General features: G+C 60.9%; 19 protein-coding genes. 9 read left to right on the top strand and 10 right to left on the bottom strand.

Going from position 1 to position 20,127, the window contains the following annotated elements; genetic code table 11:
- Positions 1 to 114 precede the first annotated feature (114 nt).
- From hemA to ispG, 3 genes are all read left to right on the top strand, one after another.
- On the top strand, positions 115 to 1,338 hold the full coding sequence (hemA, locus tag U3654_RS06540; RefSeq protein WP_324755240.1) for a 5-aminolevulinate synthase: 1,224 nt from the start codon (positions 115 to 117) through the stop codon (positions 1,336 to 1,338).
- Positions 1,339 to 1,450: 112 nt separating this feature from the next.
- Positions 1,451 to 2,728, top strand: a complete 1,278-nt coding sequence (locus U3654_RS06545; RefSeq protein WP_324754537.1) for a helix-turn-helix domain-containing protein — start codon at positions 1,451 to 1,453, stop codon at positions 2,726 to 2,728.
- A gap of 105 nt (positions 2,729 to 2,833) precedes the next feature.
- Positions 2,834 to 3,961: a flavodoxin-dependent (E)-4-hydroxy-3-methylbut-2-enyl-diphosphate synthase gene (gene ispG, locus U3654_RS06550; protein WP_324754538.1), complete on the top strand. Its 1,128-nt coding sequence runs from the start codon at positions 2,834 to 2,836 to the stop codon at positions 3,959 to 3,961.
- 145 nt (positions 3,962 to 4,106) lie between these two features.
- On the opposite strand, the gene U3654_RS06555 is transcribed toward ispG, so the two are convergent.
- The 3 genes from U3654_RS06555 to U3654_RS06565 form a co-directional block, all read right to left on the bottom strand.
- Positions 4,107 to 4,937 carry a DsbA family protein gene (locus tag U3654_RS06555; protein WP_324754539.1) on the bottom strand — a complete coding sequence of 277 codons (831 nt, stop codon included), beginning with the start codon at positions 4,935 to 4,937 and terminating at the stop codon, positions 4,107 to 4,109.
- 76 nt (positions 4,938 to 5,013) lie between these two features.
- Positions 5,014 to 5,190, bottom strand: a complete 177-nt coding sequence (locus tag U3654_RS06560) for a hypothetical protein (protein WP_324754540.1) — start codon at positions 5,188 to 5,190, stop codon at positions 5,014 to 5,016.
- On the bottom strand, positions 5,174 to 5,482 hold the full coding sequence (locus tag U3654_RS06565; protein WP_324754541.1) for a hypothetical protein: 309 nt from the start codon (positions 5,480 to 5,482) through the stop codon (positions 5,174 to 5,176). Before U3654_RS06565 ends, U3654_RS06560 begins: the two co-directional genes overlap by 17 nt.
- On the opposite strand from U3654_RS06565, the gene U3654_RS06570 reads away from it, so the two are divergent.
- The 3 genes from U3654_RS06570 to prfB all read left to right on the top strand — a co-directional run bounded on the left by U3654_RS06570 (position 5,481) and on the right by prfB (position 10,583).
- The gene (locus tag U3654_RS06570) at positions 5,481 to 6,701 is read left to right on the top strand and encodes an N-acetylmuramoyl-L-alanine amidase (protein WP_324754542.1); all 1,221 of its coding nucleotides are present in this window, start codon (positions 5,481 to 5,483) and stop codon (positions 6,699 to 6,701) included. The genes U3654_RS06565 and U3654_RS06570 overlap by 2 nt on opposite strands.
- 107 nt (positions 6,702 to 6,808) lie before the next feature.
- Positions 6,809 to 9,325, top strand: coding sequence for a PBP1A family penicillin-binding protein (locus U3654_RS06575; protein WP_324754543.1), 2,517 nt, complete (start codon positions 6,809 to 6,811; stop codon positions 9,323 to 9,325).
- Positions 9,326 to 9,458: 133 nt separating this feature from the next.
- The gene (prfB, locus tag U3654_RS06580) at positions 9,459 to 10,583 is read left to right on the top strand and encodes a peptide chain release factor 2 (RefSeq protein WP_324754544.1); all 1,125 of its coding nucleotides are present in this window, start codon (positions 9,459 to 9,461) and stop codon (positions 10,581 to 10,583) included.
- 63 nt (positions 10,584 to 10,646) lie between these two features.
- Here prfB and U3654_RS06585 read toward each other — a convergent pair whose 3' ends face one another.
- The 4 genes from U3654_RS06585 to U3654_RS06600 all read right to left on the bottom strand — a co-directional run bounded on the left by U3654_RS06585 (position 10,647) and on the right by U3654_RS06600 (position 13,359).
- Entirely contained in the window at positions 10,647 to 10,982 is a 336-nt protein-coding gene (locus U3654_RS06585) for a DUF3140 domain-containing protein (RefSeq protein ID WP_324754545.1), read from the bottom strand.
- Between the two features lie 70 nt (positions 10,983 to 11,052).
- On the bottom strand, positions 11,053 to 11,268 hold the full coding sequence (locus U3654_RS06590) for a hypothetical protein (protein WP_324754546.1): 216 nt from the start codon (positions 11,266 to 11,268) through the stop codon (positions 11,053 to 11,055).
- Positions 11,265 to 12,419 (bottom strand): aromatic ring-hydroxylating dioxygenase subunit alpha, encoded by a 1,155-nt coding sequence (locus U3654_RS06595; protein ID WP_324754547.1) that lies wholly within the window; start codon positions 12,417 to 12,419, stop codon positions 11,265 to 11,267. Before U3654_RS06595 ends, U3654_RS06590 begins: the two co-directional genes overlap by 4 nt.
- 118 nt (positions 12,420 to 12,537) lie before the next feature.
- Positions 12,538 to 13,359 (bottom strand): helix-turn-helix transcriptional regulator, encoded by an 822-nt coding sequence (locus U3654_RS06600; RefSeq protein WP_324754548.1) that lies wholly within the window; start codon positions 13,357 to 13,359, stop codon positions 12,538 to 12,540.
- A gap of 457 nt (positions 13,360 to 13,816) precedes the next feature.
- Here U3654_RS06600 and U3654_RS06605 point away from each other — a divergent pair, with 457 nt between their 5' ends.
- Both U3654_RS06605 and U3654_RS06610 read left to right on the top strand, forming a co-directional pair.
- Entirely contained in the window at positions 13,817 to 14,047 is a 231-nt protein-coding gene (locus U3654_RS06605) for a hypothetical protein (protein WP_324754549.1), read from the top strand.
- A gap of 232 nt (positions 14,048 to 14,279) precedes the next feature.
- Positions 14,280 to 14,597 carry a VOC family protein gene (locus tag U3654_RS06610; RefSeq protein WP_324754550.1) on the top strand — a complete coding sequence of 106 codons (318 nt, stop codon included), beginning with the start codon at positions 14,280 to 14,282 and terminating at the stop codon, positions 14,595 to 14,597.
- A gap of 22 nt (positions 14,598 to 14,619) precedes the next feature.
- Here U3654_RS06610 and ilvN read toward each other — a convergent pair whose 3' ends face one another.
- The 3 genes from ilvN to speB all read right to left on the bottom strand — a co-directional run bounded on the left by ilvN (position 14,620) and on the right by speB (position 18,533).
- Positions 14,620 to 15,180, bottom strand: coding sequence for an acetolactate synthase small subunit (gene ilvN, locus U3654_RS06615; RefSeq protein ID WP_324754551.1), 561 nt, complete (start codon positions 15,178 to 15,180; stop codon positions 14,620 to 14,622).
- A 308-nt stretch (positions 15,181 to 15,488) separates the two neighbouring features.
- Complete coding sequence (locus tag U3654_RS06620; RefSeq protein WP_324754552.1) at positions 15,489 to 17,243, bottom strand: acetolactate synthase 3 large subunit; 1,755 nt, start codon at positions 17,241 to 17,243, stop codon at positions 15,489 to 15,491.
- A 333-nt stretch (positions 17,244 to 17,576) separates the two neighbouring features.
- A complete protein-coding gene (gene speB, locus U3654_RS06625) occupies positions 17,577 to 18,533 on the bottom strand; it encodes an agmatinase (RefSeq protein ID WP_324754553.1) in 957 nt (318 codons plus the stop codon).
- Between the two features lie 135 nt (positions 18,534 to 18,668).
- On the opposite strand from speB, the gene guaB reads away from it, so the two are divergent.
- The gene (gene guaB / locus U3654_RS06630; protein WP_324754554.1) at positions 18,669 to 20,117 is read left to right on the top strand and encodes an IMP dehydrogenase; all 1,449 of its coding nucleotides are present in this window, start codon (positions 18,669 to 18,671) and stop codon (positions 20,115 to 20,117) included.
- The last annotated feature ends 10 nt before the right edge of the window (positions 20,118 to 20,127 follow it).

The raw sequence follows: 20,127 nt of genomic DNA on the forward strand, positions 1-20,127 counted from the left end.
AAAATACCGGGGGCTATATCACCTCCATACCCTAGGATCGGCGCGTTTGCGTCGCCTTGCCCGGACACCCAATGCCGGGCGCGACCAAGGAAAGGAAGCCGCTTGACTCAGCCCATCGATTATACGGCAAAGCTGGACGAAGCACTTGGCCATCTGCATGGCGAGGGTCGCTATCGCACTTTCATCGACATCGAACGGCGCCAAGGCCATTTTCCGCACGCGACCTGGACACGCCCGGATGGCGGCGAGCAGTTGATCACCGTCTGGTGCGGCAACGATTATCTGGGCATGGGTCAGCATCCCGAAGTGCTGAGCGCGATGCACGAGGCGATCGACGCCACCGGTGCAGGCTCGGGCGGGACGCGCAACATTTCCGGCACGACAGTCTATCACAAGCGGCTTGAGGCTGAATTGGCCGATCTGCATGGCAAAGAGGCAGCGCTGCTCTTTACCTCGGCCTATATCGCCAACGACGCCACGCTTTCGACCCTGCCCAAGCTGTTTCCCGGCCTCATAATTTACTCCGACGCGCTGAACCACGCCAGCATGATCGAGGGCGTGCGCCGCAACGGCGGTGCCAAGCGGATTTTTCGCCATAACGATGTGGAGCATCTGCGCGAATTGCTGGCCGCCGACGATCCAACGACGCCCAAGCTGATCGCGTTCGAATCCGTCTATTCGATGGACGGCGATTTCGGCCCCATCGAGGCGATCTGCGATTTGGCGGACGAATTTGGCGCGCTAACTTATATCGACGAGGTCCACGCGGTCGGCATGTATGGCCCGCGCGGCGGCGGCGTCAGCGAACGTGACCGCCTCGCCCACCGCATCGACATCATTAACGGCACATTGGCCAAGGCGTATGGCGTCATGGGCGGCTACATCGCCGCCTCGGCGCGGATGTGCGACGCGGTGCGCAGCTATGCGCCCGGTTTTATCTTTACCACGTCTTTGGCGCCTGCCATCGCGGCAGGTGCGGCGGCGAGCGTCGCGTTTCTCAAGCGAGATCAGGCGCTGCGCGAGCGGCATCAAACTCAGGCCAAGATCCTGAAATTGCGCCTCAAGGGGCTGGGCCTGCCACTGATTGACCACGGCAGTCATATCGTGCCGGTCATCGTGGGCGATCCGAAACATACCAAGAAACTCAGTGACATGCTGCTGGAGAACTACGGCATTTATGTGCAGCCGATCAATTTTCCCACTGTGCCTCGCGGGACCGAGCGTCTGCGCTTTACCCCGTCACCGGTGCATGGATCCGGCGAGATTGATCGCCTCGTTTGCGCGATGGATGCATTATGGAGTCACTGTGCGCTGAATCGCGCCGAACTGAGTGCGTAGAGCCATATTGGGTGCAAAAGCTCTTGTGATATGCTAAATTGCCTGAAAACAAAGAGCAGGGTCGAATCGGGACGTTCGAACCCAGACTTCTGAGCATTGAGGGGCAGTTTGCATGATTTTGCGCCGGTTTATCCGAAAGAGCGTGGTCGACGAGGTTGAGCCGCGTGGTTTCGATTCTTTCGATTTGCGGCTAGGCGATCTCATGCGCGGTGAACGGGCCACAATGGGCAAGTCGCTGCTGGATGTCGAACGCGAACTGCGCATCAAGGCCAGCTACGTCGCCGCCATTGAAAACGCCAATCCCGATGCCTTCGACACACCCGGTTTCATCCCCGGTTATGTGCGCTCTTATGCGCGCTATCTGAACATGGATCCTGACCGGGCCTTCGCCACATTCTGCACCGAAAGCGGATTTTCGATCGCCCACGGTATGTCCGCCGCTGCGTCCTCTGTGCGGCGCAGCGACTCGCCCATGTCACGCACGACCGGGCGTGGCGATGCGCGCCTGACCGCGCCCAGCATGCCCTTTGTTCCCGCAAGTGAAAGCCTCCTGTCCCGGATCGAGCCGGGCGCAATCGGGTCGGTCGCCGTGCTGGTCGCGCTAATCACCGCTATCGGCTATGGCGGCTGGAGCGTGCTGAACGAAGTGCAGCGCGTACAGGTATCGCCGGTCGAGAACACACCCGACTTGCTGGCCGACCTCGACCCGCTGGCAGGTGTGAAGACTCGCGCGCCGAAGGAAGCCGAAGATGCAGAGCAGGGCGACGAGGTTGCAAAAACTGCCGGAATGATTGCGCCCGAGGGCGAAACGCTTGACCGGCTCTACCGCCCCGAGGCGCTGGACGTGCCTGTCCTAATTGCCCGCGATGGTCCGATCTCGACACTTGATCCGATGCGGGGCGGCACGCTGCCCGGCGTTTTGATCGCCTCGTCCGAGCCATCAGGCATGCAGCCCCAGACTGAGACGCAGCCCACTGCCCTAAACGCCGTCATCGCGTCGATCGTCGGCCCGCAAGTTGTCGCCGAGTCGCCGAGTGGTGTGCAGATGGTCGCAGTACGCCCTGCTTGGGTGCGCGTGCGTTCGGCGGACGGAACGGTGATCTTTGAGGGGATTATGAACGGTGGCGACACCTATGACGTCCCCCTGACCGAAGTGGCGCCGACCCTGCGTGTTGGCGAATCCGGCGCGATCTATTTCAAGGTTGCAGGTCAGCATTACGGTCCGGTCGGTCCACGCGGTTCGGTCACGTCCAGCATGGCGTTGGCGCCGACGGACCTGACCGACGCGCTTGAGGTGGCCGATCTGAGCAGCGATTCCGACCTCGAGCGTTATGTTGCCGAGCTAAGTACCGCGCCCGAGCCTCAACCGGGCACTCAACCGGTCGAGTGACGCGGCATACGCACGCTTGGTGATTGAAGCCGCACCCCGATCATCCTATCTGGTGACAGGAATATGCAACCGGCGGGTCATCCTGTCGGAGGAAGGACCGCTTTCATGTCGCTAAACTCCATCCGTCCGTGGCGCAATATCGAGCGCCGCCAGAGCCGCCAGATCCATGTGGGCAGCGTGCCTGTGGGCGGCGGCGCACCGATTACCGTCCAGACCATGACGAACACTATCACCAGCGATGTTGCCGCGACTGTGGCGCAAGTTCAGGCTGCTGCAGATGCGGGCGCAGATATCGTGCGCATTTCCGTTCCGGACGAGGCGTCGGCCAAGGCGCTGAAGGACATCACGCGGGAAAGCCCGGTGCCCATCGTCGCCGACATCCATTTTCACTACAAACGCGGCATCGAGGCCGCCGAGGCCGGTGCGGCCTGCCTTCGCATCAATCCCGGCAATATCGGCAGCCCCGAGCGTGTGCGCGATGTGATTGCCGCAGCGCGCGATCATGGCTGTTCGATTCGCATCGGCGTCAACGCGGGCAGTCTGGAACGTCACCTGCTGGAAAAATACGGCGAGCCGTGCCCCGACGCGATGGTCGAGAGCGGGCTGGAGCATATCCGCATCCTTCAGGACAACGATTTTCACGAATTCAAGATTAGCGTAAAGGCGTCGGACGTCTTTATGGCCGCAGCCGCCTATCAGCAATTGGCCGAAGCCACCGATGCGCCCATCCACCTTGGCATCACCGAGGCGGGTGGGCTGATCAGCGGCACGGTCAAGTCTGCTATCGGCATGGGCAATCTGCTATGGGCCGGGATCGGTGACACCATCCGCGTCAGCCTGAGCGCCGATCCGGTCGAAGAGGTCAAGATGGGCTTTGAGATCCTCAAATCTCTTGGCCTGCGCCACCGTGGCGTCAATATTATCAGCTGCCCCAGCTGCGCGCGGCAAGGCTTTGACGTGATCAAGACGGTCGAGATTTTGGAACGTCGGCTGGAGCATATCAGGACGCCCATGAGCCTTAGTATCATCGGCTGCGTGGTGAATGGGCCGGGCGAGGCATTGATGACCGATGTCGGATTTACCGGCGGCGGCGCAGGGTCCGGCATGGTTTACCTCGCGGGCAAGCAGAGCCATAAGCTGAGCAACGATCAGATGATCGACCATATCGTCGAACAAGTCGAAGAGCGCGCCGCACAGATCGACGCTGAAACTGCGCAAGAAGCAGCTGAGTAGCGCCGCCCGTCTGTCGGGCGGCGCCAATCACTCAAAGCTCTTTGCCTTAATACTGAATCAGAGATTTGGGTAAAACGCGCGCAACATTCAGATGTTTCAGGCGTTTTGCAGTCTATCAGCTGCCTCGGTTTGAATGCACAGTGCTTTAGCCGCGAATATCCTCGACGATATCCTGCATCCCTTCCAGAGGGACATAGCCGCGCAGGACCTGATCCTGCATGATGAACGACGGCGTGCCCGAGATTTGCAGCGCCTGACCCAGCGCGCGGTTATCTGCGATCACCTTGGACACCTCGTCGCTGTCCATGTGGTCCACGATCGCGGCCGCATCCAGGTCCAACGTTTCGGCTAGGCGGGTCAGCGCGGGCACGGCCATGTCGCCCTTGTAGGTCATCATCGCGTTGTGCAGCGCCTTGTAGGCGTCGTCGCCCAATTTCTGCTGGGTTGCGATGGCAAACTGAGCCGCGATTGTCGACTGCTCGCCCAGAATCGGGAATTCCTTGATGATGATGCGAATGTTGCCATCGCTGGCGATCAGTTCCTCGACTTCGGGAAATGCCCGGCGGCAATAGCCACAGCGGTAATCCATGAACTCGACGATGGTGACGTCGCCATCCAGGTTGCCGCCGGCCCAGGAATGGCCGTCGTCAAAGATCGCGTCCGCGTGCTGTTCGATCAGATCACCGTCATTCGCGCTTTGCAGCTCCTGCTGGCGCTGCTCCATGATGGCCGCGGCCTCGAAGATCACCTCAGGATTTGTCAGCAGATAGTTGCGCACGCGCGCGCCGAACGCCTCGTCGTCCAGTTGGCCGATCTCGGGGGCGTCCGCCTGCGAGGTTTCGGCGTCAAGCGACTGGCTGGTCTCGGCGGCGGGTTGCGCGGGTGGCGGGGCTTCGTCGTCCGGTGCTATGACCCAAGTCAACGCTGCGCCGGCGACGATCACGCCGACCCCGGTCAGAATGGCGGTGCGGTTCATCGGCATGTTCTCCGTTTTAAAAATTGTGTCGCGGCCCGGGGCAACGCCGGGCGGCCTTGGCGGCAGAAAGCACATCTTACGCGCGTTGCCAACCACCCGACCCGTTGGGCAAGAGGTCCGCAGCACGCATGCCATGGAATTCGGCGTGCTCCAGCCGATGGATCATGGCATAACGCACAGCTGTGACCAGCGAAGCCATGCTGTTCTGCCCTGATTTGGCACAGGCGATCGCCAGATCACGCACGACGCGCATGTTGCCCCCAGCGCGATGCCTCGGCGAGTTGCGCGATGCTGGCCGCGATCAGCGTGAGCGCGAAAATCAGGCAGACCGGGATTTTGCGGTGCAGAGCGCATTGACGAGCCTCGTGTTTCGGGATGAAAAGGGGCAGGACTGGCGGGCAGTCTAGGAACAATGCCGCGCGCGACTCAAGCCCTTGCAGCGCCGCTCCGCCTATTGTGATGGGCTGGGCGCGGCGTTGCACGGCTGCTAAGGTTGCGGGTGAAGATGTCGGAAAACCGGCGCAGGAATTGGATCGAACGATCATGAGAAACTGGATCCTTGCCCTCGCGCTGGCGCTGAGCGGCGCTGGCGCGGCGGCGCAGCAGAGCGATTTTGGTGCATTGGCACGCCTCGACCCAGACGCCAGCGCCATCACGTCCGAGCATGGCGCGATCAACGTTGATCTGGCGCTTAGCCAAGGGGTGCCATTCCGCATATTCAGCCTCGACGCGCCCGCAAGGATCGTCGTCGACTTCCGCGAGGTGGATTGGGTCGGCACGCTGGGCCCTGAGCTATTGCAAACCGATCTGGTTTTGTCGGCCCGCGTCGGCGGTTTTCGTCCCGGCTGGTCGCGGATGGTGCTGGAGCTGGCTGGCCCTTATGCGCTGGTGCAGGCGGCGCTGATTGGTGACGCACCCGGCAACGGTGCGCAGCTGAAATTGGTGTTGGAGCGGACCACGCAAGAGGTCTTTGCCGCAGGTGCAGGAGTGCCGCATCAACCCGGCTGGGATCTGCCCGAGGCCGCCGATGTGGGCGTCATCGCATCGCGCGAGGCGGGCGGGCCCCTGGTCATCGTGCTGGATCCCGGTCACGGCGGAATCGATCCTGGCGCAGATGAGGGTGACACGATTGAGAAGGATTTGATGCTCAGCTTCGCGCGTGAGCTGAAAGAGGCGCTGCTGCGTAGGGGTGATACGCAAGTCGTGCTGACACGTGAGGATGACAGCTTTGTCTCGCTGGAACGGCGCGTGGCCATTGCACATGGTGCAAATGCGGATTTGTTCCTGTCGCTGCACGCAGATTCGCTGGGCGAGGGGATGGCGCGCGGCGCCACGATCTATAAGCTGGGCGCAGATGCCAGCGACGCCGCCAGCGCCGCGCTGGCCGAACGGCACGACCGCGCCGACATGCTGGCGGGTATCGACCTCAGCGGCACTGATGACGTCGTCGCCGACGTGTTGATGGACCTCGCCCGGATGGAAACGCAGCCTCGCGCCGAGCATTTGGCACGCGCCCTGCTGCTGGGCCTTGAGGAGGAAGGGCTGCCGCTGAATTCGCACCCGATCCGCAGCGCCAGCTTTTCAGTGCTAAAATCGCCCGACATCCCGTCTTTGCTGCTGGAACTGGGATTCTTGTCCAGCGGGCGTGATCTGGGCAATCTGACCGATCCCGCATGGCGCGCCCGTATGGCGCGGGCCATTACCGATGGCGTCGATGCCTGGATCATCGCCGATGCGGCCAATTCAGCGCTGGTGCGCCAGTGACGCGGATGATGTGCGCGGATACCGGCCCAGTGCTGGCGCGCTTGTGTTTTGACGCCGGACTGCGCGGTGCCTATATGACCAACAATACCGTTTGATAAGGGGCGCGTGTGCTTAGACATATCCTGACATTCTTCGGGTCTATCTTCAGCTTGCTGACGATGGGCCTGATGATGATTGCAATCAGCATTGGCGCGATCTTTTACATCTATGGTCGCGACCTGCCGTCGCACCAGAGCCTCGCCAATTATACCCCGCCCACGATCAGCCGAATCTTTTCGGGCGAGGGGCGCATAATCGACGAATTCAGTCGCGAGCGACGCCTTTATACCCCTGCCGAGGAAATCCCGGCGATGATCAAGCAAGCGATCATTTCCGCCGAGGACAAGAATTTCTACTCCCATGGCGGCTATGATGCGCGCGGTATCGCCGTCGCGATCGTTGAGGCAATCAGAACGCGCGGGGCCACCGTGCGCGGCGCCTCGACCATTCCTCAGCAGGTGGTCAAGAATTTCCTGCTCTCGGGCGACCGCAAGATCGAGCGCAAGATCAAGGAGATCATCCTAGCGACCCGTATCGAAGAGGCGCTCAGCAAGGAAAAGATCCTCGAGCTTTATCTCAACGAGATTTTTCTGGGGCAAAACAGCTATGGCGTGACCGCCGCTGCGCAGACGTATTTTAACAAATCCCTCAATGAGTTGGCCCCGCACGAGGCCGCATTCCTCGCCTCAATGCCGAAGGAGCCCAGCAATTTTCACCCGGTGCGCAACAAGGAGCGTCTGCTGGAGCGGCGCAACTATGTTTTGCGCGAGATGCAGCAGAATGGCTACCTCACCAAGGCCGTCTACGACACCGAGGTCGAACAGCCGCTGCGCAGTGTGCAAAATGGCGATTTTGAGCCGTTCTCGGCCGCGTTGCCGCCCCGCGACTATTTCACGGACGAGATTCGCCGCCAGCTAAGCCGCGATTTCGGCGAGGGCGAATTCTTTTCGGGTGGCTTTACCGTGCGTGCGACCATCGACCCTGAAATGCAGGTCGAGGCCGCAGCCGCGCTGCAAGGCAAGCTGGAGCAGTATGACCGCAATCTGGGCCGCTGGCGCGGCACCGGCAAGAGCGTGCCCCCCGAAGCACTGGAGAGCGAAGAAGCATGGCGCGCCGCACTGGCCGATGTGTCGGTGGCGCGCGACGTCAATCTGGATGGCGAGTGGTATCCCGCTGTCATTCTGGGCATTGAGGACCAGCAGATGCGCATCGGCATCGAGGGTGTCGAGGCGACCGAGGCGGAGCCGCAGGTCATTCCGCGCGACGATATTGGGTGGCTGCCAAAGAATTTTCAGCAGACGTTTGAAGTAGGGCAGGTCGTGCATGTGCGCCGCATGACCGACGGTGGCAATTTCGTCCGCTGGACACTGCGGCAGGTGCCGCAGGTGCAGGGCGGTTTCATGGCGATGGACGTCAATACCGGTCGTGTTATCGCGATGCAGGGCGGATTTTCCTATCAGAACTCGGTCTTTAACCGCGCGACGCAGGCGAAACGTCAGCCCGGCTCCAGCTTCAAGCCGTTCGTCTATGCGGCGGCTCTCGACAGCGGCTACAGCCCCGCCACCATCGTGGTGGACGCCCCGATCGAGGTGAACACGCCGCAAGGGCTCTGGCGGCCGCGCAACTCTTCGAACAGGTTTTACGGCCCCACACCTCTGCGCACAGGGATCGAACAGTCACGAAACCTGATGACCGTCCGCCTCGCGCAAGAGGTGGGAATGGACACGGTCGCGGCCTACGCCGAGCGGTTCGGCGTCTATGACAATATGGGACCGTTTCTGGCCAATGCCCTCGGCAGCGAGGAATCGACAGTCTACCGCATGGTCGCGGCATATGCGATGTTTGCCAATGGTGGCGAGCGCGTCGAGCCGACGTTGGTCGACCGCGTGCAGGACCGCTACGGGCGCACCGTCTATCGCCATGACGAGCGGACATGCACCGATTGCGATGATCCGGGCATCGCGCCGGGTCGCGGCCCGCGCATCGTGTCCAATCGCGAGCGTGTGATCGACGGGATCACCGCATATCAGCTGACCTCGATGTTGCAGGGCGTCGTGCAGCGGGGCACGGCGGCGGGCAACGTCAACCTCAGCGTGCCCGTCGCGGGCAAGACCGGCACGACCAACGACGCGCGCGACGTGTGGTTCATCGGCTTTACTAGCAACATCGTTGCTGGGTGCTATATCGGCTACGACCAGCCCCGCAGTCTGGGGCGCAGCGCCTATGGCGCGGGCATGTGCGGGCCGGTCTTTACCCAGTTCATGCGCAAGGCGACGGCAAAATATGGCGGCGGCGAATTTGCCATTCCCCCCGGCGGCCACTTTATCAAGATCGACCGCTTTAGCGGTGCGCGGCTGGCCGACAACGCCTCGGGGGCGAACGTCGTGGCCGAGTATTTCCGCGATGGCGAGGATCCGATCTTTGGTCTGGCCTTCGACGGCGGATTTGCGATGGGCACGGACCTCGAGCTGTTTCGTGAGGGGAGTGGCGAGCAGGTGCGCGACGTCACGACATCGAGCGGCCAGACTGGCAAAGTGGGCAAAAAGGCGACCTTCGGGTCGATGTCGTCCGGCGGGCTATACTAGAGCTTTTCGACCACTCGCTAGGCCTTACTTCGGACCATCGCGGTCTCGGGTCTGACCCCAAGCGCGTTGACGGCGCGCTTGCCCGCCCGGGCGCGCTGCGGTATCAGGCGCAAGACCACTCAGGAAGGCCTCAATGCGCGCTGAAATTCAGAACATCACCCAAGAGATCGAGACCTCTCTCGACCTGCTGCGCCAGCGGCTGGGCTGGGAGACCGCCCAGCACCGGCTGGAAGAGTTTAACGCGCGCGTCGAGGACCCGAACCTGTGGGACGACCCCACAAAGGCGCAGAAGCTGATGCGCGAGCGGCAGGCGCTGGTCGATGCGCTGGACACGCACAATGCCATCAAGCAGGATCTGTCAGATAATATTGAGCTGATCGAAATGGGCGACGCCGAGGGTGACGCCGATGTCGTCGCCGAAGCGGAAACTGCCCTTAAGGCCTTGCACAAGCGCGCCGCCAAGAAGGAGCTGGAGGCGCTGCTGAATGGCGAGGCGGATGCCAACGACACGTTTCTTGAAATCAACGCAGGCGCAGGCGGCACCGAGAGCTGCGATTGGGCCAACATGCTGGCGCGGATGTATGTCCGCTGGGCCGAAAAGCGCGGCTACACGGTCGAATTGCAATCGGAGCAATCTGGTGAAGAGGCAGGCATCAAATCCGCCGCCTACAAGATCAGCGGTCACAATGCCTATGGCTGGCTGAAATCCGAGAGCGGCGTGCATCGCCTCGTGCGCATCAGCCCGTTTGATTCCGCCGCCAAACGGCACACTTCGTTCAGCTCGGTTTGGGTCTATCCGGTGGTCGATGACGATATCGACATTGAGGTGAACCCAAGTGATATCCGCATCGACACCTATCGCAGTTCCGGCGCGGGCGGGCAGCACGTCAACACAACCGACTCGGCCGTGCGGATCACGCACCATCCTACCGGGATCGTTGTGACGTCATCGGAAAAATCACAGCACCAGAACCGTGATATTGCTATGAAGGCGCTGAAATCGCGACTCTATCAGCTGGAGCTGGACCGCCGTAACGCTGCCATTAACGAGGCACATGACGCCAAGGGGGACGCAGGCTGGGGCAACCAGATCCGCAGTTATGTCCTTCAGCCATACCAAATGGTCAAGGACCTGCGCACGCTGGTCGAGACGTCCGACACCAAGGGTGTGCTGGACGGCGATCTGGACCAATTCATGGCCGCGACGTTGGCGATGGACGTGAGCGGCAAGAGCCGCGCCGAAGCGCAGGGCGAATGACGCTGCGCCTTTGGCAGCGCGCGGGATTTGAGTATTTTTTGGGACAATGAAATATGGCCCGCGCTATTCTAGCGGGTCGTGGCCCCAGTTCATCAGCGAGTAGCGCCAAGGTGAGTTTTCCACGTCCTCGTTTGGGCCACCTTGGGCCAGATGGCGTTTGATGTACCCGGTGACCTTGGCCATGTGATCCCATTGATCGTCGGTGATATCTGCCTTGTTGGTGCGCTTGATATCCATGATGCGGCGGCCTGAGGCGTGGCCGGTGGACTCGCCGCTATCGGCGTCTCCGACAGATTTCGATGCGTCTGTCTGAAGCCACTCTTCCAGTTCCTTTGGCGCCATGTTTACCAGATCGCGCCATTCGCTCCAGATTTCGTCGCGGGATTTAGATGACGACATCGGGTCGCTCCTGTGGTGTCGGTTAGCAAACCAACGACGCAGGGCAGGGACGGGTTGCACGCCGGCGTGATTATTCCTCGCGCCCCTGCATCGCAAGGCGGTGGTGCAGGTGCCGGGCCTGCGGCGCGCCCGCCTCGAGCGCAAAGACATAGGCATGGGTCAGAAAGAAGCAGGACGCATCCAGATCGTTGGCACTGTCCGCCGCCTCCGTATAGAGCGCGATCAGCGCAGCGTGGTCTGGCCCCGCATGCGCCGTCAACATGCGGTGGTGCAGGTCGCCGTTCATTCTGCCGCCTTTGCCAGACCGCGATGCGCCTCGACCTTGCCCGCGACCCAAGCGTGGAAGCAATGCGTCGGGCTGTCCATCACCGGCGAGAAGCGCCCGCCATCGAATTGCGTCACGTGACGGCCCTTTTGCATGCCCTCGACGACAAAGATGTCCTCCTCAAAGACACCCTTCCACAGCTGCGTATTGCGCGCCTTGAACCCTTCATCGACGCCCGGTTCGGCATAGTAGATATGGACGTGTTCGGCCGTACGCTCGAGGCCGCGCGGCTCAAGGATGATTGCATAGGCATGGTCGCGGTGAACGCCAAGCAGGACGTTGGGATAGACCGCGATGTATTCGGCCTGCTCGTTCCACTTGGCGCCGACCTCTTCGAAATCGGGAAACTTGTCGCCATTTTCATTCGTTAGCTGGCGGTAAACCATCGTGCCCTGACCGGAATAAGCCTCGGGCTCTTCGATATGGTAGTGATCTTCCAACCGCGAGTAGCTGTTGAGGCCGGGATGAACCCATGGCAGGTGATAGCTTTCGCAGTAGTTTTCGACCGCCAGCTTCCAGTTCGTCTGGACCTCTAGGGTGAAGCGGCTGCCATGGCCGCCATGATGCAGCGGCAAATCAAACTCGCGCCAGCGCTCGATGATATGCGACATGGCATCCTCGAATTCCGGCGCATCGCCCGAGATGTTGATCCAGACGATATCGCGCCAGACGTGGCTGCGCACCTCGTTCAGCCCCAACTCACTGCGCTTGATCGCGGGGTGCGTGTTTTGGCCCGGACCGCCGACATGGGGCGTGCTGACCAGTTCACCTTTGGTCGAATAGCACCACGAGTGGTAGGGGCAGCGGATCGCGCCTTCGATCTTGCGTGGGGCGTCGATCAGGATCATGCCCCGGTGGCGGCAGATGTTCTGAAAGACGCGGATGTCGCCGTCCTTGTCACGCAAGAGCAGGAGCGGCATGCCAAGAAATGTCATCGGCACCGCGTCGCCCGGCTCTGGCACATCCGCGCCAACGGCGAGGCCCGCCCATTGCGAGTAGAGCAGCGCGTGCTTTTCCTCGTCAAAGACGGCGGGGTCGATGTAGTGCGCGTTCGGCAAGCCATTTGCTGTTTCCACCGGTGCGCGGACGGATGAGAGGTCAGTGACGGTCATAACTATGCTCCTGTGGTGAGGCGACTGCTGACGTCATTCTAGCGCGGCCTGAGGGCCTGAAACCGACGATCCGCGACGCGACTTATCTCATGGCGACATGCGTTCAGACGCGTGGTGGCTACCTGAACGGCTGATCGACCCGCAAGAGACGGGCGTGAAAGGGCGGCAGATCCTCGATCCCGACTAGTGACTTGCCCCGGGCTGCCGTTAGGATGGCGCCGAAATTGTCCCCCAGATGCTCATAAACCATGCGCGCGGCGCGAATGCCTGCGATCTTTTCGCGCACGGTGCGGGTGACGTAACCCTCCCAGAGGTTTGATTGGAATGACGTCTCGGGCGCGAGGAAGTTAAACGAGCAGGCCATGGAATTTCGGTGGGTCACGATGACCATGATGCCCTCTTCCTGGCGCATGACGACGCCGCGAAATTCGCGGTCGCGCCTTGCTGTCGAAAGCCCTTGAGTGCGCAGCGCATCCATCGGCTCATACCCGCGCAAGAAGGTGTAGCCATCCTCGCGGTGGATCTGAATGAGGCCCCGCACGAACAGCGCCTCGTCGACGAAACTGCGCCGCACAAAGCGGTAAATACCGTTGGGAAACAGCTCGTGGGGGACCGCCACAGGTTCGGGGCCGAAAAAGCCGGCGACGGCCGGATGGCTCAACAGATCGAAAGAGGCCGATTTCAGATTGTCAGCGCGTTCCAACAAGATGCGCGCGTCGGTGCCGAAGAATTGGCAGATGCGGTGCAGTACGTCGGGGCGCGGAAAACTCTCGCCGCTAAGATAGCGATTGAACTGGGTGCGGTTAATCCCCAGATCACGGCAAAGCTCGGCGACAGACGGGTAATCGGCGCTGAGTGTGCGCAGATTTTCACCGAAAATCGCACGTAGTCGCGCCGGGTCAATGTTGCGTGATGGAACAGGTTTTTCGACGGTGGCCATGTCGGGTCCAGTTTCAGCGGGGACAGCGCGGGGCGGATCGTAGGATGGAATCGATCACGTGATCACGCCTCGTCCAGATCATTTAGGTGTGTCAAATCTGACCTGATCACGTTCAGCGTGCATTGTCACGGACAAGTGACGCTAGTTGGCGTCACATTTTGCGCGCTGTGACACAAAAGGACCAGCCGTAGGGTCGATTAAAACATGGTCGGAACCGTCTGAAAACGACATTTTAGATGAGAGGGAATGGTCCAAGCTGAGATGGCGAAAAAACGCCGCGGACGCAAAGGCAGTACGCAACTGGGGTCGGAATGCGATCCCCACAGCAAAGATATTGGGGATTCACATGTACGGAGTCGTTCTTTGGACGGATCAACGCCAGAACCGCGCAGTTATCTGGTGCGAAGATCACGGTGACCTAGCGTTTTACCGCGGGGCCAAAGGTGGCGATTCCGCGATGACAGCTGGCGACCTGGTCGAGTTCGACCTGCGTGATGGTGGCGATATGCGCCTCGCAGACGCGCCGCGCCTGGTCATGCACGACAGCCACCCCACGCTCAGCTCGGACCTCAAACGTGCGGGTGTTCGCTTGGGTGTGCTGCCAGAAGCTGCGCCGCGCGCGGTCAACACCAGCCATTCGGCAAATGTGATCCCTCTGCGCGAGGCGCGAGTGGCAGCTTACGCCTGACGACGGACGCTGCTGCCAGGGCGATCTCAAAATTTGATAGACGGGCGCGTGGTGGGTAATCCGTCAGCGCCCTTTTTCATGCCAATCGCGCATTTCCCCGGAATGACAGGATACGCGGGCTTTGCCGCTGGTAAAGCGCGGCGTAGTGTGGTCGGGCGCTTCAGCGTCCACCGCTGGGGCTAAGTGCGGAGGGAGCCAGATTAAGATTACCCAACCGACGCCGAAACTGGCGGTGCGCAACGTCGCAGAGGCGCAAGCCTATTTCCGCGATCATTGGGGTTTCCAAATCGCGTGGCATAATACCGAGGGGCGCATTGGCGCTGTGTCACACGGACCTTGTGCGATTTTCCTGCGCGAGACGGACGACGCTATCCATCCCGCCACATTCTGGATCTTTGCCGAAGACGTCGATCAGGCTTTCGCCGAGTTGTCGGAACGCGGCGCGGACATCGTCGCACCGATCACCGACACCCCGTGGGGCCTACGGCAATTCTCGCTGCGCGATCTGAGCGGCAACATCTTTCACTTCCATCACGATACCGGCGACTGATCCGACGCGCGCAGGGTCGACGTCAGGCGCCACGGGGTAGGGCGGCGATGCCAGTGCGCGCCAGATCGGACAGGCCCAGAGGGCGCATAAGATCTGCGAAGGCGTCGATCTTTTCGGAGGTACCGGTGATCTCGAAGGTGAAGCTGTCGAGCGTGCTGTCGACCACATTGGCACGAAAGATGTCGGCGAGGCGCAGCGCTTCGACCCGTTTGTCACCTGTGCCGATGACCTTCAGCAACGCCAACTCACGCTCGACCGCGCGGCCCTCGACGGTAAGGTCGTGGACCTCGTGGACCGGCACGATGCGACCCAGCTGCGCCTTGATCTGCTCGATCACCTGTGGCGTGCCGGTGGTCACGATGGTGATGCGGCTGGTGTGGCCCTCGTGGTCCACCTCGGCCACCGTCAGGCTGTCGATGTTATAGCCGCGCCCGGAAAAAAGGCCGATGACGCGGGCCAGAACGCCCGCCTCGTTGTCGACGAGAACGGCGAGAGTGTGCCGCTCTTCGATATCCGAAAAGGTGGGGCGCAGGTTGTAGGCCGAATGCTTGTTCGAGCCTTTCTTGATGTTGAGTGCGGACATGGGGTGGCCTTTCTAGTTTGCGGGAGCGCACCTGTATTCGCGATCGGTGTTCTCTCTATATGCAATAGTGACAAGCGACCGGCAAAAGGCCGCGTTATCAGCGTAACCAAATACGAGCAGCATTTTTTCCCATCCAATACTTGACTGCATTTCGAACCATTGGTTTGGTATATTTGCCAGACCTCTCGGCATATTCTCAGCAACTTTTTCAAGCTCTGAGATTGTATCAGAGGCTTCGACGTGGCTGGGAAAGCCTGTAAATTCGACGGCGCACGTACAAAAGAAACACGCAGCTAAAATTCTGGCGCTCACACCATCACCGCACCCTTGGAGCCGATGGCATCCTTGGTCGATGCCTCGCCCAGCAGCATTTTGTTATGTGGCTCGCCAGAGGGGATCATGGGGAAGCAGTTCTCGTGCTTTTCCACCATGCAATCAAAAATTACCGGGCCGTCATATTCGATCATTTCCATGATCGCATCATCCAGATCGGCGGGGTCGGAGCAGCGGATGCCCTTGGCGCCAAAGGCTTCTGCCAGCTTGACGAAATCGGGCAGGGCTTCGGACCAGCTGTGCGAATATCGCTCGCCATGGAGCAGCTCTTGCCACTGGCGCACCATACCGAGGCGCTCGTTGTTGAGAATGAACTGCTTGACGGGCAGGCGGAACTGGATTGCCGTGCCCATTTCCTGCATATTCATCAGCCAGCTTGCCTCGCCAGCCACGTTGATGACCAGCGCGTCGCGATGCGCCATCTGCACGCCGATGGACGCGGGAAAGCCATAGCCCATGGTGCCCAGACCGCCCGACGTCATCCAGCGGTTAGGATCCTCGAAGTTCAGGTATTGCGCCGCCCACATCTGATGTTGACCGACTTCGGTCGTGATGTAGCGGTCGTGATCCTTGGTCAGCGCCTCTAGTCGCGTCAGCGCGTGCTGAGGTTTGATCGTCTTACCCTCTTGGGTGAAGCTGAGGCATTTGACCTTGCGCCACTCATCCACGCGGGCGTTCCACTTGGCGATCGCCTCAACGTTCACCTTGCGGCCGCGTGATTTCCAGACCTTGAGCAGATCCTCAAGCACATGGGCGATGTCGCCAACGATTGGAATGTCGGCCTTGATCACCTTGTTGATCGACGAGGGGTCGATGTCGATATGCGCCTTTTTAGAGCCGGGCGAGAACGCATCCAGCCGCCCGGTGATCCGGTCGTCAAAGCGCGCGCCGATATTGATCATCAGATCGCAATCGTGCATCGCCATGTTCGCCTCATATAGGCCGTGCATTCCCAGCATTCCTAACCATGCCTTGCCGCTGGCGGGATAGGCACCAAGGCCCATGAGGGTGGAGGTCACGGGGATGCCCGTCGCCTCGACCAGTTCGCGCAGTAGCTGGCTGGCCGCGGGACCGGAATTGATCACACCGCCGCCGGTATAGAACAGCGGACGCTTGGCCGTTTCCATCGCCGCCACCAGTTCGGTGATGGCATCCAGATCACCCTTGACCTGTGGCTGGTAGTGGCCGGTACGCACCTTTTGGGGGGGCGTGTACGTGGCGCTGGCGAATTGCACGTCCTTGGGAATATCCACCAAAACCGGGCCGGGGCGGCCTGCGGTGGCGACATGAAATGCCTCGTGGATGACTGCCGACAGCTTGGCCGTATCCTTGACCAGCCAGTTATGTTTTGTGCAGGGGCGCGTGATGCCGACCGTGTCGGCCTCCTGAAAGGCATCGGACCCAATCATGAAGGTCGGCACCTGACCGGTGAGAACAACGATCGGGATACTATCGAGCAGCGCGTCCGTCAGGCCGGTCACCGCGTTGGTCGCACCTGGACCGGACGTCACCAGCACCACGCCGGGTTTGCCGGTCGAGCGCGCATAGCCTTCGGCCGCGTGAACTGCGCCCTGTTCGTGGCGCACCAGAATGTGCTGGATATCATTCTGCTGGAACACTTCGTCATAAATGGGCAGGACCGCGCCGCCGGGATAGCCAAAGACGACGTCCACGCCCTGATCCTTGAGGGCCTGAACCACCATTTTCGCTCCGGTCATCTGACGTGTCATCGCTTTGCTCCGTTCATGACATCAACTCATCTTGCGCGCATAAAAAAGCCCCCGGTGTGGCGGGGGCGCATGGGATACCAACTGGGTTTCCGCTTAGCGGCCCATGCGCGTTTTCCGTGTGATTACTACCAGCGGCTCCACAGGACCACTCCCTTTTGCGTGCGAGGGGACATTATGGGCGCGGATTGGGCGCGTCAAGCGGTCACGCTGGGTAAAGTGTCGCCGATAGTTAGATTTCTTTGCATTTGTTGCGCCGCGAGCGCCCATTTCGATACTTTCTCCGACCAAATGCCTCCGGCGGGAGTATTTTGGGAACAACAAAGTATCTGGTCGTCAGCCCTGCCTAGCGTGCATGATGAAGCCAACGAAGTTCAACAGCACTTGAGCGGCGAGGATTGAGGTTGCGTCGGTCGGGTCATAGGCGGGTGCCACCTCGACCAGATCGATTCCTACGATTTCATGGGCCTGCGCGACCTTTTGCAAGAGTTCCAGTATCTCGTAGTAGAGAAATCCACCATGGCTGGGCGTACCCGTTCCGGGCGCGATGGAGGGGCAAAAGCCGTCGATATCTATCGTGACATAGACGCGCGCGCCCTTGGGGATGCGCTTGGTCAGTGCCTCTGGGCCCAAATCGCGGGCCTGACGGACCGACAGAATGTCGGAGCCCATGGCGCGGGCGGCGTCGTAGCCATCCTTGGCGGTCGAACTGACGTTACGGATGCCGACCTGCGTCAAGCCGGTGACATAAGGCTTTTCAGCGGCGCGGCGCATCGGATTGCCATGGCCGTTGCGCACGCCATGGCGTTCGTCGACGAAATCGAGATGGGCGTCGATTTGCAGGATGTGGATATCACCACGCCCCTCGAAGGCGTCGATACAGGGGATATTGATCGAATGATCGCCGCCAATGATGACGGGCAGGGCACCTGCGTCGAGGATCGCACGCACGCCTTCGGCAATATTCGCGTGGCTTTGCGCGGTGTCTGTATGCACGATGTCGGCGTCGCCGATATCGACGATGGTGACGTCCCCGCCCAGATAGGTGACGTCGTCCTCATGGTCGTAGGCACCACCATGGCCAAAGCTGAACAGCGTCGATGCCTCGCGCACTGACCGTGGGCCAAAGCGCGCACCGGGGCGAAATTGTGTCCCGCCATCGAAAGGTGCGCCGAGGATGGCGATATCGGCGTCGATCGCGCCCCAGTCGGCCACATAAGGGCGCTTGCCGAAGGTCGAGATGCCGACGAAGGGCAGGTTTAGCCGCCCGGTTTCATAGTCATGTCCGCTCATGCTGAAATCTCCGCTAGTGAGTTCGATGCCAGATAGCCATTGCCTGCGCGCGGGGGCAAGGCACGTTTTGCCTTTCGCATGGTTGGTATCCGTGAAATAGGGAGTTGCCAAACGATCTGTTCATGGAGAAACGTGATGAAGATTCGTGAGGCTTTGACCTTCGATGATGTCCTGCTGGTTCCTGCTGCGTCGACCGTGCTGCCCAGCACCGCCGACACGCGCACAAGAGTGACGCAGTCGATTTCGCTCAACATTCCCCTGCTGAGTTCCGCCATGGACACGGTGACCGAGTCGCGCATGGCGATCTGCATGGCGCAATCGGGCGGCATGGGCGTGATCCATCGCAATTTCGATATTGCAGAGCAGGCCAGTGAGGTGAGCCGGGTCAAGCGTTTCGTTTCGGGCATTGTTTACAATCCGATCACGCTGACGCCCGATCAGACGCTGGCCGATGCCAAGGCATTGCAGGAACAATACAGCGTCACGGGTTTTCCCGTGGTCGATGCGTCGGGCCGGGTCTTGGGGATCGTAACGAACCGCGACATGCGCTTTGCTCAGGACCAGGCGACGCCAGTGAGCAAGATGATGACCAGTGACGATCTGGCCATCCTGCACGAGCCTGCCGATCTGGAAGAAGCCAAGTCACTGATGAAGGCCCGCCGCCTCGAAAAGCTGCTGGTGACGGATGGCAAGGGCAAGCTGACCGGCCTTCTGACATTGAAGGATACCGAGCAGGCCGTGCTGAACCCGTCGGCCTGCAAAGACCGTTTGGGTCGCCTGCGCGTGGCCGCTGCTACCACCACTGGCGATGCGGGTTTCGAGCGCAGCGAGGCGCTGGTGGATGCCGGGGCCGACATGATCGTGATCGACACCGCCCATGGTCATTCGGCCGGCGTGGCCGAGGCGGTGAGGCGTGCGAAAAAGATGGCAGGTGACGTGCAGATCGTGGCGGGCAATGTTGCCACCGGCGACGCCGTTCGCGCGCTGATCGACGCGGGCGCGGACGCGGTCAAGGTCGGCATCGGGCCGGGCAGCATCTGCACCACGCGCATGGTCGCGGGCGTCGGCGTGCCACAGCTGACCGCGATCATGGACTGCGCCGCAGCCGCAGGCGATGTGCCGATCATCGCTGACGGTGGCATCAAGTTCTCGGGCGATTTCGCCAAGGCGATCGCCGCTGGCGCCTCCTGTGCCATGGTCGGCAGCATGATTGCCGGCACGGATGAAGCCCCCGGCGAGATGATCCTGTTCCAAGGCCGGTCCTACAAGGCCTATCGCGGCATGGGCTCTCTTGGGGCGATGGCGCGGGGCAGTGCCGATCGGTATTTCCAAAAAGATGCCGCCAGTGACAAGCTGGTTCCAGAAGGTATCGAGGGGCAGGTACCCTACAAGGGCGCCGCTGGGACGGTCATTCATCAGCTGATCGGCGGCCTGCGCGCCGCGATGGGGTACACCGGCTGTGCCAATGTCGACGAAATGCGCTCTAATTGCCAGTTCGTGCGGATCACTGGCGCGGGTCTCAGCGAGAGCCATGTGCATGACGTTCAGATCACGCGGGAGTCGCCCAATTATCGGATTGGGTAGACTATTTAGC

The sequence above is a fragment of the Roseovarius sp. Pro17 genome, assembly GCF_035599575.1.
GTDB lineage: Bacteria > Pseudomonadota > Alphaproteobacteria > Rhodobacterales > Rhodobacteraceae > Roseovarius.